Source organism: Acidimicrobiales bacterium, assembly GCA_041394265.1.
Classification (GTDB): Bacteria; Actinomycetota; Acidimicrobiia; order Acidimicrobiales; family SZUA-35; genus JBBQUN01.
In genome coordinates, this window is the sequence record JAWKIO010000005.1 from 3,445,242 (window position 1) to 3,459,169 (window position 13,928).

Below are 13,928 nucleotides of genomic sequence, written 5' to 3' on the forward strand. Positions count from 1 at the left end.
AGCCGGTGACCTCCATTGCTGTGACCTCGCTCGACGCCATCGTGAAGGCCTACGACATCCGTGGCACCTATCCCGACCAGATCACCGCCGAAGTGTGTGAGGCGCTCGGCATCGGGTTCGCGAACTTCATCGCCGAGGTCGAGCCCGAAACCACCGAGATCGTCATCGGTCGCGACATGCGTCCGTCGGGTCCGGAACTGGTCGAGGCCTTCGCTCGCGGCGCGGCCCGACAGGGACTCGGCGTCGTCGAGATCGGGCTGGCATCGACCGACATGATCTACTTCGCTGCCGGATCGCTCGGCATGCCCGGCGTCATGTTCACGGCATCACACAACCCTGCCGGCTACAACGGCATCAAGATGTGTCTGTCGGGGGCCGCGCCGATCGGCCAGGACACCGGGTTGAGCGCCATCAAGGCCACCGCCCGAGCCGTGCTCGAAGGCAACCCACCCGAGGCAGCCGGCCAGGCGGGCACCACCAGGGTCACCGACCTCCTCGGCGCCTTCGTCGACCATGTGCACAGCTTCGTCGACACGCAGGCCTTGCGTCCGCTGAAGATCGTGGCCGACACGGCCAACGGCATGGGCGGACTCGTGGTGCCGGCCGCCTTTGCCGATCTGCCGTTCGAGCTCGATCTCCTCTATCCCGAACTCGACGGCACGTTTCCGAACCATCCGGCCGATCCGCTCAACATGGAGAACCTGCGCGACCTCCAGGCCCGGGTGCTCGAAGTCGGCGCCGACATCGGGCTGGCCTTCGACGGCGACGCCGACCGGGTGTTCCTCGTCGACGAGAAGGCGCAGCCGGTTTCGGGTTCGCTCACCACGGCGCTGCTCGCTCGCTCGATCTTGGCCAAGCACCCGGAGCGCACCGTGGTGCACAACCTCATCTGTTCGAAGGTCGTCCCCGAGGTCATCGCCGAATCGAACGGCACCGCCTTCCGCTCGCGTGTCGGCCATTCGTTCATCAAGGCCCACATGGCCGAGGAGAATGCCATCTTCGGTGGCGAGCACTCTGCCCACTACTACTTTGCCGACAACTGGCGGGCCGACTCCGGTCTCATCGCCGCCATGATGGCGCTGGCCGAGTTGAGCGCCTTCGACGGCACGCTTTCGGAGCTGTTGGCGCCGCTCGATCGCTACGCCGCCTCGGGCGAGATCAACACCACGGTCGCCGACGCAGGCGCCGTCATCGACCATGTCGCCGCCCACTACGCCGGGGCAACGATCGACCGGCTCGACGGGCTCACCGTCGACCTGGGGGAGTGGTGGTTCAACCTTCGAGCCTCCAACACCGAGCCGTTGCTCCGCCTCAATCTCGAAGCGGCCGACGTCGATGCCGTGGCCCAGCGGGTGGCCGAGGTGCAGGCGGTCATGGCGCAGGCATGACCCCGTTCGAGCGCCTCGACTGCGACATCCAGCCCTACGCCTGGGGTCAGAGCGATGCGATCTCGACCCTGGTCGGGAAACCCCCGAGTGGTGAGCCCGAGGCCGAGCTGTGGATGGGAGCGCATCCCAAGGCCCCGAGCCGGCTGCGTGACGGACGCACCCTCCTCGAGGCGATCGAAGCCGAACCGGGGAACTTCCTCGGTGCCGAGGTCGACGAACGGTTCGGTCAGCTGCCGTTCTTGTTCAAGTTGCTTGCCGCCGCCATCCCCCTGTCGATCCAAGCCCACCCCGACCTCGACCGAGCGATCGCCGGCTTCGCCCGCGAGAACGAACTCGGCATCGCGATCGACGCTCCCGAGCGGACCTACCGCGATCCGAATCACAAACCCGAGTTGATCTGCGCACTGACGCCGTTCGAGGCCAAGTGCGGCTTCCGCTCTCTCGAGGCCACGTGTCGGCTCTTCGATGCGCTCGACGACGGCCGCCTCGCCGAGGTCCGGTCGCTCCTTTCGGCCGACAACGACGACGCAACACGTCTGCGTTCGGTCATGTCGTTCCTGTTGGGCCTCGGCGCCGAGACGGCGGCCGCCATGGCCGACGCGGTGGCCGAACGTGCCGCCGACCTCCTCCGGCAGCGTCATCCGATCGCCGGCGAGTTCGGCCCCGACCTGGCCGCCTGTGCTCAGGTCGCCGCCGCCTTCCCCGGCGACATCGGCGGCGTCGTTGCGCTGCTGCTGAATCACGTCGTCCTCGCCCCCGGCGAAGCGCTCTACCTCGGCTCGGGGAACCTGCACGCCTACCTGCAAGGGGTCGGTGTCGAGTTGATGGCGAACTCCGACAACGTGCTGCGGGGCGGACTCACCCCCAAACACATCGACATCGACGAACTGCTCTCGGTCGTCGACTACCGCCCGATCGACGTGCCGGTCCAACGCCCCTCCGGTCCCATCCACACCTACGACTCGCCGGTTGCCGAGTTCTCGCTCACTCGCGTCGAGCTGTCGGCTGAGGCGTTTCTCGTCGATGGGCCGGCCATCGTGTTCGTCACGCAGGGTTCGGCTTCGCTCGGCGGCAGCCCTCTCGAGGTGGGTGTGCCTGCGTTCGTCCCTGCGTCGAGTGGGCCGATCCCGCTGACGGGGAGTGGGCTGGCATGGGGTGCTGGGGTGGGCGCTAGTGTGGCGACCGTTCGTTGACCCACCACTCGTCGTGAAGGAGCGCCCGATGGCACTCGATCCCAAACTGCTCGAGATCCTGGCATGCCCCGAAGACAAGGGTCCGCTGCTCTACTTCGCCGACGAGGCTGTGCTGTTCAACCCTCGGCTCAAGCGCACCTACCGGATCGACAACGACATCCCGGTGATGCTGATCGACGAGGCCTCCACCGTTGACGACGCCGAGTGCGACCGACTGCAGGCCAAGGCGGAGGCCGACGGGGTCGCCCCCACCTTCGCCGCCTGAGTCGCCAACGAACGAACCATCCGCGAACGACGCAAGGAACACGATGACGACACGACTCGACTCGCTTGGCATGTGGGACGCCATGCTCGCCCTGCCGGAGCAGATCGAAGGCTCGCTCGACGCAATCGGTGACATTGCCGGCCTTCCCGATCCGACTCGGATCGAGAACGTCTTGATTCTGGGCATGGGTGATTCCGGCTTCGGTGGCGATGTCGCCGCCGCCTCGGCCCGTCCGTTCTCGCCCCGACCGATCAGTGTGTACGGCGGCTATCTGCCGCCGTCGTGGGTTGGCCCGAACTCGCTGGTCATCGCCGTCTCGGCGTCGGGTACGACCGAGGAAACCCTCGAATCGCTCGAGGCTGCGGTCGAGGCGGGAGCCCCGCTGGTGGCCGTCACCAACGGCGGCGAACTCGAAACCCTGGCTCGCCGTGCCGGTGCTCCGGTGTTGCCGGTCATGTCCGACGCTCCCATGCCCCGGGCCCAGCTCGGCGCCCTCGCCGTTCCGGCGATGCTGGCGCTCGAACAGGTGGGCCTCTTCCCCGGCGCCCGAGCTTGGCTTGCCATCGCCGTCGAAGACCTCAAGGCCCGCCGCGAGGAACTGGTCGGCGACAAGAGCCCGGCCAAGGAGCTCGCCCGCAAGATCGGGCGCACCATGCCCATCATCTACGGCGGCGGCGTGATCGGCACCACGGCGGCCAAGCGCTGGAAGATCGCATTCAACCACAACGTCAAGACCCCGGCCTTCTGGGCGCCGATGCCCGATCTGTGTCACAACGAGCTCGTCGGCTGGGGCCAGAACGGCGACGTCACCCGGCAGGTGTTCACCCAGATTCAGCTGCGGCACGACTTCGAGCATCCTCAGACCGCACGTCGCTTCGACTATGTCGAGAACAAGACGCTCGAGGTCATGGCCGACATCTTGTCGGTCGAGGCCAAGGGCGAGGGCCCGGTCGCTCAGTTGCTCGACCTGATCTTCGTCGGCGACCTCACCACGCTCGAGTTGGCGGCAAACGAAGACCTCGATCCTGGCCCCCTGCCGATCGTCGATGACCTCAAGCACTGGCTCGCCCAGGGCTGATCCGAACCACGAGGAGCACCATGTCCAACGATCTGACCGGCGTCGTCGTCATCACCGGAGCCGGGGGCGGCATCGGTCTCGCCACCGTCGCCAAGCTGGCCAAGTCGGGCTATGGCGTGGTGGCCACCGACCTTGCGGGGACCGGGCTCAAAGCGGCCGCCGAGATGGGCGCCAACGTGCTCGGCATCGAGGCCGACGTCACCAGCACCGCCGACTGGGAAACCGTGCGTGATCAGGCGCTCGAACGCTTCGGTCGTATCGATGCGCTGGTGAACAACGCCGGCATCGAGGGCGCCATCACGCCACTGCTCGAATACCCCGAGGAGATGGTCGACCGGGTCCTCGACATCAACGTGAAGGGCGTGTGGAAGGGCATGCGCGCCATTGCTCCCGTGCTGATCGAGCACGGTGGCGGCTCGATCGTGAACCTGTCCTCGGTCGCCGGGCTCTCCGGGTCCAGCAACCTCAGCATCTACTCGGCGTCGAAGCACGCGGTCATCGGGCTCACGAAGTCGGCGGCGCTCGAGTTCGCTCCTCATCAGATCCGGGTGAATGCGATCTGCCCGTCGCCGATCCAGACCCGCATGATGCGCTCGCTCGAAGACGGCCTGAAGACCGACGGTGTCGACACCGAGATGATCCAGGCGGCGGTCGCCTCGGCCATCCCGCTCGGTCGCTACGGCGAGCCGTCCGAGGTCGCCGATCTGATCGCGTTCCTCGTGTCCGATGGATCCCGGTTCCTCAGCGGTACGGCGATCCCGATCGACGGCGCCATGAAGGCTCGCTGACCTCAGGTTTGTCTTCGACCAATCCGGGAACCTCGGCCGCATGGCGCATTACGAAACCACGATCGACTCTCCACTCTCGGCGGCCGCTGCGTTCGAGCGGCTCAGCGATGTCACCCGGTTTGTCGAGTGGGATCCCGGCGTGCTCGCCGCCAAGCAGGTCGAGGGCAACGGTCCGGGTCCCGATGCCGCTTACGAGCTGAGCGTCAAGGGATTCGTGGGCAACTCGCTCGACCTTCGTTACGACGTGGTGGAGTTCGCCGAACCGTCGCTGCTGCACCTTGTGGCCGAGTCGCCGATGCTGCGGTCCGACGACATTATCACCATCGTCGACACGCCCTCCGGGTCGTCGGTCACGTATGTTGCCGATCTCGACCTGACCGGGCCGGGTGGCGTGCTGGGTGTTGCCGATCCGCTGCTCGGCCTGGCGTTCGACAAGATCGGCGATCGCGCCGCAGCGGGTCTTCGCCGGTTCCTCGACGCCGACTGACGGCGCTCTCACAACCTGAGCCGATTGGCCGATAGTACCTAGAGCCGAAGGACCGCTCGGAAGCTACCCTTTGGACTGCATCAGGGCTGTTCTGATCTGGCCAGTGGGCCTCAGCCTTCCGTCGCGGCGCTTCCGCGAGCGCCCATCCGCACGTACCGGAGCTGAAATGACCACATCGAACGAACGTCCGCGCACCCTGCTCGACGGTGACTACAAGGTCGCCGACATCAATCTCGCCGGCCTCGGCCGCAAGCAGATCGAGCTGGCCGAGCACGAGATGCCCGGCCTCATGTCCCTGCGGGCCGAGTACTACGACGAGCAGCCGCTCAAGGGTGCTCGCATCATGGGCAGCCTGCACATGACCATCCAGACCGCCGTGTTGATCGAGACCCTCACCACGCTCGGCGCCGACGTCCGCTGGGTGTCGTGCAACATCTTCTCGACCCAGGACGAAGCGGCGGCCGCCGTGGTCGTCGGCCCCAACGGCACCGTCGACAATCCCCAGGGTGTGCCGGTCTTCGCCTGGAAGGGTGAGACCCTCGAGGAGTACTGGTGGTGCACCGAGCAAGCACTGCGCTGGCCCGACGCCGAGGAATTCTGCAACCTGATCCTCGACGACGGTGGCGATGCCACCCTGCTCGTGCACAAGGGAGCCCAGTTCGAAGCCGAGGGCGCCGTTCCTGCCTTCGACGAGGACAACGACCCCGAGGAATGGGGCGTCATCCTCGAGCTCATCCGCAAGATGCAGGGTGAAGACGCAACCATCTTCTCGCGTATGGCGGCCAACATCCGCGGCGTGTCGGAGGAGACCACCACCGGTGTGCACCGCCTCTACGAGATGCAGCGTGCCGGCATCCTCAAGTTCCCCGGCATCAACGTGAACGACGCCGTCACCAAGTCGAAGTTCGACAACAAGTACGGCACCCGCCACAGCGTGCTCGACGGCATCAACCGCGGCACCGACGTCATGATCGGCGGCAAGGTCGCTCTGGTCATGGGCTACGGCGACGTGGGCAAGGGCACCGCCGAGGCCCTGCGTGGCCAGGGTGCCCGAGTGGTCATCACCGAGGTCGACCCGATCTGTGCGCTCCAGGCCGCCATGGATGGCTACGAGGTCAACACCCTCGAGCGCATGCTCGGCACCGCCGACATCTTCATCACCACCACCGGCAACAAGGGCATCATCTCGGCCGAGGCGATGAGCAAGATGAAGCAGGGCGCCATCGTCGGCAACATCGGTCACTTCGACAACGAGATCGACATGGCCGGGCTCTACAAGCAGTCCGACGTGCAGCGCATCAACATCAAGCCCCAGGTCGATGAGTTCCGCTTCGTCGACGGCAAGTCGATCATCATCTTGTCGGAGGGTCGCCTGCTCAACCTGGGCAACGCGACCGGCCACCCGAGCTTCGTGATGTCGGCCAGCTTCACCAACCAGGTGCTCGCCCAGATCGAGCTGCACAAGAACGCCGAGTCCTACGGGGTCGAGGTGGTCACGCTGCCCAAGATCCTCGACGAGAAGGTGGCCCGACTGCACCTCGACGCCCTCGGCGTCCGGCTCACCACCCTCACCCAGGAACAGGCCGACTACATCGGCGTCCCGGTCGAGGGCCCCTACAAGCCCGAGCACTATCGGTACTGACACATTGGTTCGGCGTTGCCGAACGGCTTCGCCGATCTGGTGCGCGCGCTCGAGCGGCCTCGTCCCTCGGCACGCGTCCCTGTCAGTAGGCATCCCTAGTCTCCGGGGATGTTCTTCGAACGAAGCTGTCCCATCTGTCACCGTCCGGCGGCGACCGTGTGCGCTGCCTGTTGGCACGCACTCGAGTCGGCGCCGGTGCGGTGGCTGGCCAGTCCGGAGCCCGGCGACGAGCACGACCTCGAGGTCCGATCGTTGTTCGCCTACACACCCGAAGCGGCGGCCATGCTGCTTGCGGCGAAGAACGGCGGGCGTCGTCCGATCCTGCGGCTCGCCGGCCGTGAGCTGGGACGGTCGCTCCTCGACCTCGAACCCGTCGATGCCGTCTCGTGGATTCCCGCCGCTCCCGGTCATCGTCGTTCACGCGGCTTCGACCAGGGGCGATTTCTCGCTCGCACCGTGGCGGCCGTGCTCGGCCAACCGGCTCGCTCCCTGCTGGCTCGACCGGCCGGCGACACCGGGCAGAAGGGCAAGAGCCGGTCGGAACGGCTGGCGGGCGTCGAGGTCGTCGCGACACGCCCCTGTCACGGTCGCCTCTTGCTGATCGACGACGTCGTCACCACCGGGTCGTCACTTCGACGCGGCGCCGATGCGCTGTTCGCCGCCGGCGCACGTCAGGTCGTCGCCGCCACCGTCGCCTCGTCTGACCAGCACCGACGCCGGTCGCCGGAAGTGACCTTTGGCCCGCAGCCAGGGTTGGGGCAACCGGCGTAAGGTGGGCAACGAACAGGTGCATCCTGTGTAGACGTCAAGCCAACGAAAGGGGGCCTCCATGGAGGTCACAGTCAGCGGTCGGCATACGACGGTGTCGGAGCCGCTTCGCCAGATGACGGTGGAGAAGATCGGGCGACTCGATCGCTTCCTCAAGGGCATGGACCGAGCCGACGTACATTTCTGGGAAGAGAAGAACCCCCGGATCGGCGACAAGGAGTTCTGCGAAGTCACGATGGAGGGCCACGGCCACCACGTGCGCTGCAAGGTCTCGGCCCCCGACCCCTTCACGGCGGTCGACATTGCGGTCGACAAGCTCGAACGGCAGCTCCGCAAGCTCAAGACCAAGGTCAAGAACCGTCAGCAGAGTCACCAGAAGATCGCGGTCGAGAGCGATCTCGTGCCCGAGACCCTGCTCAACGGCGACGGCGAGGACCATCCCGAGCCCGTGTACAACATCGTGAAGAGCAAGAGCTTCGTCCTGGGAACCATGGACCCGCAGGCGGCGGCGCTGCAGATGGACCTGCTGAATCACGACTTCTATCTGTTCGTGAACGTCGAGACCAACCAGTCGGCGGTGGTCTATCGCCGCGACGACGGCGACATCGGCCATATCGAGGCCGGCTGATTCGGCTGGCATGGCACAGGGCATTGACGTGCACCTGTGCCATCCGCTAGCGGCGTTAGACTCGTCAGCCAGATGAAGCTTCTCGACAAGATCCTCAAAGCAGGCGACGGCAAACGCCTGAAGACCGTGCAGAACCTGGTCGACCCGATCAACGCGCTCGAGCCCGAGTTCCAGGCGCTGTCCGACGACCAGCTCAAGGCGAAGACGGCTGACTTCAAGCAGCGTCTCGACGCCGGTGCGTCCCTCGACGACCTGCTGATCGAGGCGTTCGCCACCGTGCGCGAGGCCGCCACCCGCGTCATCGGCCAGCGCCACTACGACGTCCAGCTGATGGGTGGGGCGACGCTCCACAACGGTTGGGTGGCCGAGATGAAGACCGGTGAGGGCAAGACCCTCGTGTCGACCCTGCCGATCTATCTCAATGCCCTCGCCGGCAACGGCGTGCACGCCATCACCGTCAACGACTACCTGGCATCGCGCGACGCCGAGTGGATGGGCGAGGTGCACCGCTGGCTCGGCCTCACCGTCGGGCTCATCATTCCGGGCAACCCCGACTCGAACTTCAAGCGGGCGCAGTACGCGGCCGACATCACCTACGGCACCAACAACGAGTTCGGCTTCGACTACCTGCGCGACAACATGGCCCGATCACGGCCCGACATGGTGCAGCGCGGTCACTCGTTCGCCATCGTCGACGAGGTCGACTCCATCCTCATCGACGAGGCCCGCACTCCGCTCATCATCAGCGGCAAGGTGCAGGGTGCGGCCGATCTCTACATCCAGTTCGCACAGGTCGTCCGCCAACTCAAGCGCGACGAGCATTACGACGTCGACGAGGAGAAGCGTCAGGTCGCCATCACCGACGACGGCATCACGCGAGTCGAAGAACTTCTCGGCGTCGAGAACCTCTACGACGGCGTCCAGCAAGACCTCGTGCACCAGCTCCAGGCGGCGCTGCGGGCGAAGGAGCTGTTCCAGCGAGACAAGGACTACCTCGTCGCCAACAACGAGGTGAAGATCGTCGACGAGTTCACCGGGCGTGTGCTCGACGGTCGCCGTTGGTCCGACGGTCTCCACCAGGCCGTCGAGGCCAAGGAGGGCGTGCGCATCAAGGAAGAGCAGCAGACGCTGGCCACCGTCACCCTGCAGAACTACTTCCGCATGTACGACAAGCTGGCCGGCATGACCGGTACCGCCCTCGGCGACTCCGCCGAGCTCGAGAGCACCTACGGGCTGGCGGTGGTGCAGATCCCGACCAACCGTCCCATACAGCGCATCGACCAGGCCGACTTCATCTACAAGACCGAGTTGGCGAAGTTCGAAGCCGCCATCGACGACATCGAGCATCGGGTGCAGAACGATCAGCCCGTGCTGGTCGGCACTGCCTCGGTGGAGAAGTCCGAGGTGCTGTCGAACCTGATGACCAAGCGGGGCATCAAGCACGAGGTCCTCAACGCCAAGCAGCACTTCCGCGAGGCCGACGTCGTCGCCCAGGCCGGCCAGCCGGGTGCCATCACGGTCGCGACCAACATGGCCGGTCGTGGCGTCGACATCGTGCTCGGTGGCAACGCCGAGAAGCTGGCCGAAGCCGACACCCACGCGAGTGGGTTCGAGCTGGCCACCGACGAGGGCGATGCCTACTACGTCGAACGTCTCGCCTACTGGAAGCCGATCTGTACCGAGAACGCCGAGGTCGTCCGCAACGCCGGCGGCCTCTACGTCCTCGCCACCGAGCGTCACGAGAGCCGCCGCATCGACGATCAGCTCCGTGGCCGTTCCGGCCGCCAAGGCGATCCGGGCGAGAGCCGGTTCTACCTGTCGCTCGAAGACGACCTCATGCGGATCTTCGCCACCGGTGCAATGAACTGGGTGATGGACAAGGCGCTCCCCGAGGACGTCCCGATCGAGTCGAAGATGGTCTCGAAGTCGGTCGAACGGGCTCAGACCACGGTCGAACAGCGCAACGCCGAGATCCGCAAGAACGTGCTGAAGTACGACGAGGTCTTCAACGAGCAGCGCAAGGTCATCTACCGGCGCCGGGCGCAGGTGCTCGATCAGGCCGATCTGCGGTCCGAGACCATCGACGCCATCGGCGAGGTGGCTGAGACCATCGTCCGCACCTACTGCATCGACGAACTCGACGACGGTTGGGACATCGAGAGCCTGCACACCGATCTCGCCACCTTCTGGCCCACCGAGATCACCGCCGAGCAACTCGCCGACTCCCGCAATACGGCCGAGATGATCGAGATGATCGAGCAGGAGGGTCTCGCCTACTACGACAAGCGCGAGGCCGAGCTCACGCCCGACCTGATGCGCCAGATCGAGCGCCAGATCATGCTCCAGCTCGTCGACCAGCGCTGGCGTGAGCACCTCGCCGAGATGGACAACCTCCGTGAGGGCATCAACCTGCGAGCGATGGGTCAGCGCGATCCGCTCGTCGAATGGCAACGTGAAGGCTTCGAGCTGTTCAAGAGCATGATGATCGGTCTGAAGACCGACTTCATCCGCTACCTGATGCATGTTCGGGTCCAGGTGCAGCAAGCCCCGCAGCCCCAGCTCCAGCCGCAAGCTCGCCCCGTCGTCAACCCCGACGGCTCGGTTGGTCAGACGGCCGCCGAACCCGAGGTCACCGACGTCACCACGTCGGGTCCCATGGCACCGGAAGACGAAGCGGCAGCAGCACCGGCGGTCAAGCAAGAACCGGCACCGGCGGCCAAGCCGTCGATGGTCAAGCCCGCGGTCCGCACCACCGACATTCGCGCCGCCAAGGCCGAGGCCCGCCAACTGACCCGGGCGGCGGCTGCAGCCGAGGTCGACGACGAACCCGAGGTCGCCCAGCCGGTCGTCAAGACCGAGTGGGACAAGACCGGTCGCAACGATCCCTGCCCATGCGGGAGCGGCAAGAAGTTCAAGGTCTGCCACGGACGCTGACGCCCGCCACGTCCCGTCCGACCCGTTTCCCTACGATCAACGAGCCCCTCCATGCCTGATCTGTCCGACGCCATCGCACGACTGCGAACCGAACTCGCCGAGGCCGACCACTACCTGCGGGTCGGTGAGCTCCGCGCCCGCCTGCCCCAGCTCGAAACCGAGATGGGTCGCCCCGATCTCTGGGACGACGCGAATCGCGCCCGCGAGGTGCAGACCGAGTTCACCCAGGTCAAAGACGACCTCATCCTCTACGACCGCTTGGCATCGAACATCGACGACGCCGAGACCCTCTGGATGCTCGCGGCCGAGGAGAACGACGACGAGTCGATGGCCGAGGCCGAGGCCATCATCGCGAAACTCGACGCCGAGTTCGCCGAACTCGAACTTCGGGCCCTCTACACCGGCCAGTACGACGAGGGCGACGCGGTGTGCGAGATCCATTCGGGCGCCGGTGGCACCGACGCCCAGGACTGGGCCGCCATGCTGTTCGAGATGTACAAGCGGTGGTCCGACAAGCGAGGGTTCTCGCTCGAGGTGACCGAATGGCAAGACGGCCAGGAGGCCGGTCTGTCGGCGGTCGGCTTCACCGTGAAGGGCCGCTTCGCCTACGGGATGCTGCAGGCCGAACGCGGTGTCCACCGACTCGTTCGGATCTCGCCATTCGACTCCCAGGCCCGACGCCACACGGCGTTCGCCTCGTTCGGGGTGGTGCCCTTCATCGAAGACGCCGCCAATCAGGTCGACATCGACGACAAGGATCTGCGGATCGACGTCTTCCGGTCCTCGGGCGCGGGTGGTCAGCACGTCAACACCACCGACTCCGCCGTCCGCGTCACGCACCTGCCGACCGGCATCGTGGTGTCCTGTCAGAACGAACGAAGCCAGCATCAGAACAAGGACCGCTGCATGCAGATGCTGGCGATGAAGCTGGTCGACCTCGAACGCCAGAAGCGAGAAGACGAGCTCGCTTCCGAGGCAGGAGAGTCGAAGGCGGTGGAGTGGGGGAGCCAGATCCGCTCCTACGTCCTCCAGCCGTATCAGCAGGTGAAAGACGAGCGCTCCGGTCTGGTGTCGGGCAATCCGGAGGGCGTGCTGAACGGTGATGTCTCGCCGTTCATGGAAGCATGGCTTCGTTGGCGTCGGGCAACCGGAACCGACGGGGCGAAGGGCGCAGCGTGATCAAGCTCGAAGACGTCACCAAGGAGTACCCCGGCAGCACCGTGGCCCTCCGGAGCGCGTCGGCCGACATCGCCAAGGGCGAGTTCGTCTTCTTGGTCGGCCCGTCCGGCTCGGGCAAGTCGACCTTCCTCCGTCTGGTGAACAAGCAGGAAGACCCCGACGCCGGCCGCATCTTCGTGGCCGGCAAGGACATCGGCAAGCTCTCGAACTGGAAGGTTCCGATGCTGCGCCGCAACATCGGTTGTGTCTTCCAGGACTTCAAGCTGCTGCCGAACAAGACGGTCAGCGAGAACGTGAGCTTCGCGCTCGAGGTCATCGGTCGCCCCCGTCACGTGATCAAGAACCAGGTCCCGGCGATCTGTGAGCTGGTTGGGTTGGGGGAGAAGACCGACAAGTATCCGCATCAGCTGTCCGGCGGCGAGCAGCAGCGCGTTTCGATCGCTCGTGCGTTCGTGAACCGTCCGCTGATCCTCCTGGCCGACGAACCGACCGGCAACCTCGACCCCCAGACCGCCATCGGCATCATGCGGTTGCTCGATCGCATCAACAAGACCGGCACCACCGTGCTGATGGCTACCCACGATCGTGGCATCGTCGACACGATGCGTCGCCGGGTGATCGAGCTGTCCAACGGTGACATCGTGCGCGACCAGGCGCGCGGCGTCTACGAGTAGGAGTTCCCATGGCTCTTCGAGTCGACTACCTCATGCGGGAGACCGCCCAGAACCTCGTCCGCAACCCCTCGCTCAGCATCGCCACCGTTCTCACCGTCGCCGTGTCGCTGTCGCTGCTCGGTGCCGCGCTCGTCATCCGGCAGGGCGTCGACGGACTGAACACCCGCTTCAAGGACGACGTCGAGTTCATCATCTGGGTCGATGCGGAAGCGACCACGGATCAGCTGGCGTCGCTCGATCGCGCCCTCGCCGATTCGCCGGGCGTAAAGGACTACCGCTACGTCAACACCGAGGAGACTTGGGTCGAGTTCAACGAGTTCTGGAAGGACTCGCCCGAGGTGCTCGACGCGGTCCAACCCGAACAGCTGCCGACCTCATATCGGGTCGTGCCCGAGATCGCCGATCCCGCCGTGGTGAACGCTCTCGGAGCGTCGTTCGAAGGCTTGGCCGGGGTGAAGAAGATCGACATCGCGTCCGAAGCGATCGAACAGCTGAACGACTTCACCAGCGCAGCCTCGCGCATCATGTTTGCCACCGCGCTTGCGGCCGCCGTTGCCTCGGGCCTGCTCATGTACAACTCGATTCGCACCGCACTGTTCGCTCGACGACGCGAGATCGAAGTCATGCGGTTGGTTGGTGCGAACAACTCGTTCATCCGCCTGCCGTTCATGTTCGAGGGCCTGGCCCAAGGTTTGCTGGGTGCCGGGGTGTCGAGCCTGGCCGTGTTCGGCCTCAACCGGCTCATCCGGAACGCGTTGAACAGCACCGACTTCCGACTGTTCGACAGCTTCGCGCTCACCTCGAGCCAGCTCGCTCCGGTCGCGCTGGTGCTGTTGATCGTCGGCGCCGTGATCGGCGCCGTCGGCTCCGGTATCGCCGTGACCCGCTATCTCGACGCCTAGCG

General features: G+C 65.8%; 13 protein-coding genes. All 13 read left to right on the top strand.

All coding sequences use genetic code 11. The features are described from left to right. Positions 1-5: 5 nt before the first annotated feature. Positions 6-1,388: a phosphomannomutase/phosphoglucomutase gene (gene manB / locus R2733_16795; protein MEZ5378167.1), complete on the top strand. Its 1,383-nt coding sequence runs from the start codon at positions 6-8 to the stop codon at positions 1,386-1,388. Beyond that, positions 1,385-2,581, top strand: coding sequence for a mannose-6-phosphate isomerase, class I (gene manA / locus R2733_16800; protein ID MEZ5378168.1), 1,197 nt, complete (start codon positions 1,385-1,387; stop codon positions 2,579-2,581). Before manB ends, manA begins: the two co-directional genes overlap by 4 nt. Positions 2,582-2,609: 28 nt before the next feature. Next, on the top strand, positions 2,610-2,846 hold the full coding sequence (locus tag R2733_16805; protein ID MEZ5378169.1) for a Trm112 family protein: 237 nt from the start codon (positions 2,610-2,612) through the stop codon (positions 2,844-2,846). Positions 2,847-2,889: 43 nt separating this feature from the next. Then, entirely contained in the window at positions 2,890-3,924 is a 1,035-nt protein-coding gene (locus tag R2733_16810; GenBank protein MEZ5378170.1) for an SIS domain-containing protein, read from the top strand. A 20-nt stretch (positions 3,925-3,944) separates the two neighbouring features. Then, on the top strand, positions 3,945-4,712 hold the full coding sequence (locus R2733_16815) for an SDR family oxidoreductase (protein ID MEZ5378171.1): 768 nt from the start codon (positions 3,945-3,947) through the stop codon (positions 4,710-4,712). 40 nt (positions 4,713-4,752) lie between these two features. Beyond that, positions 4,753-5,199 carry an SRPBCC family protein gene (locus R2733_16820; protein MEZ5378172.1) on the top strand — a complete coding sequence of 149 codons (447 nt, stop codon included), beginning with the start codon at positions 4,753-4,755 and terminating at the stop codon, positions 5,197-5,199. A gap of 166 nt (positions 5,200-5,365) precedes the next feature. Next, the gene (ahcY, locus tag R2733_16825; protein MEZ5378173.1) at positions 5,366-6,841 is read left to right on the top strand and encodes an adenosylhomocysteinase; all 1,476 of its coding nucleotides are present in this window, start codon (positions 5,366-5,368) and stop codon (positions 6,839-6,841) included. Between the two features lie 108 nt (positions 6,842-6,949). Continuing rightward, positions 6,950-7,612 carry a hypothetical protein gene (locus R2733_16830; protein ID MEZ5378174.1) on the top strand — a complete coding sequence of 221 codons (663 nt, stop codon included), beginning with the start codon at positions 6,950-6,952 and terminating at the stop codon, positions 7,610-7,612. Between the two features lie 58 nt (positions 7,613-7,670). Then, positions 7,671-8,237 (top strand): ribosome-associated translation inhibitor RaiA, encoded by a 567-nt coding sequence (gene raiA, locus R2733_16835; protein ID MEZ5378175.1) that lies wholly within the window; start codon positions 7,671-7,673, stop codon positions 8,235-8,237. A 72-nt stretch (positions 8,238-8,309) separates the two neighbouring features. Beyond that, a complete protein-coding gene (gene secA / locus R2733_16840) occupies positions 8,310-11,171 on the top strand; it encodes a preprotein translocase subunit SecA (protein MEZ5378176.1) in 2,862 nt (953 codons plus the stop codon). Between the two features lie 51 nt (positions 11,172-11,222). Continuing rightward, a complete protein-coding gene (gene prfB, locus R2733_16845; GenBank protein MEZ5378177.1) occupies positions 11,223-12,350 on the top strand; it encodes a peptide chain release factor 2 in 1,128 nt (375 codons plus the stop codon). After that, on the top strand, positions 12,347-13,024 hold the full coding sequence (gene ftsE / locus R2733_16850; protein ID MEZ5378178.1) for a cell division ATP-binding protein FtsE: 678 nt from the start codon (positions 12,347-12,349) through the stop codon (positions 13,022-13,024). Before prfB ends, ftsE begins: the two co-directional genes overlap by 4 nt. A gap of 8 nt (positions 13,025-13,032) precedes the next feature. Continuing rightward, the gene (locus tag R2733_16855; GenBank protein MEZ5378179.1) at positions 13,033-13,926 is read left to right on the top strand and encodes a permease-like cell division protein FtsX; all 894 of its coding nucleotides are present in this window, start codon (positions 13,033-13,035) and stop codon (positions 13,924-13,926) included. The last annotated feature ends 2 nt before the right edge of the window (positions 13,927-13,928 follow it).

Bases quoted from the DNA above. Each gene is read 5' to 3' on its own strand.
- manA (MEZ5378168.1), top strand. From the start codon at position 1,385: ATGACCCCGTTCGAGCGCCTCGACTGCGACATCCAGCCCTACGCCTGG.
- R2733_16805 (MEZ5378169.1), top strand. From the start codon at position 2,610: ATGGCACTCGATCCCAAACTGCTCGAGATCCTGGCATGCCCCGAAGAC.
- R2733_16810 (MEZ5378170.1), top strand. From the start codon at position 2,890: ATGACGACACGACTCGACTCGCTTGGCATGTGGGACGCCATGCTCGCC.
- R2733_16815 (MEZ5378171.1), top strand. From the start codon at position 3,945: ATGTCCAACGATCTGACCGGCGTCGTCGTCATCACCGGAGCCGGGGGC.
- R2733_16820 (MEZ5378172.1), top strand. From the start codon at position 4,753: ATGGCGCATTACGAAACCACGATCGACTCTCCACTCTCGGCGGCCGCT.
- ahcY (MEZ5378173.1), top strand. From the start codon at position 5,366: ATGACCACATCGAACGAACGTCCGCGCACCCTGCTCGACGGTGACTAC.
- R2733_16830 (MEZ5378174.1), top strand. From the start codon at position 6,950: ATGTTCTTCGAACGAAGCTGTCCCATCTGTCACCGTCCGGCGGCGACC.
- raiA (MEZ5378175.1), top strand. From the start codon at position 7,671: ATGGAGGTCACAGTCAGCGGTCGGCATACGACGGTGTCGGAGCCGCTT.
- secA (MEZ5378176.1), top strand. From the start codon at position 8,310: ATGAAGCTTCTCGACAAGATCCTCAAAGCAGGCGACGGCAAACGCCTG.
- prfB (MEZ5378177.1), top strand. From the start codon at position 11,223: ATGCCTGATCTGTCCGACGCCATCGCACGACTGCGAACCGAACTCGCC.
- R2733_16855 (MEZ5378179.1), top strand. From the start codon at position 13,033: ATGGCTCTTCGAGTCGACTACCTCATGCGGGAGACCGCCCAGAACCTC.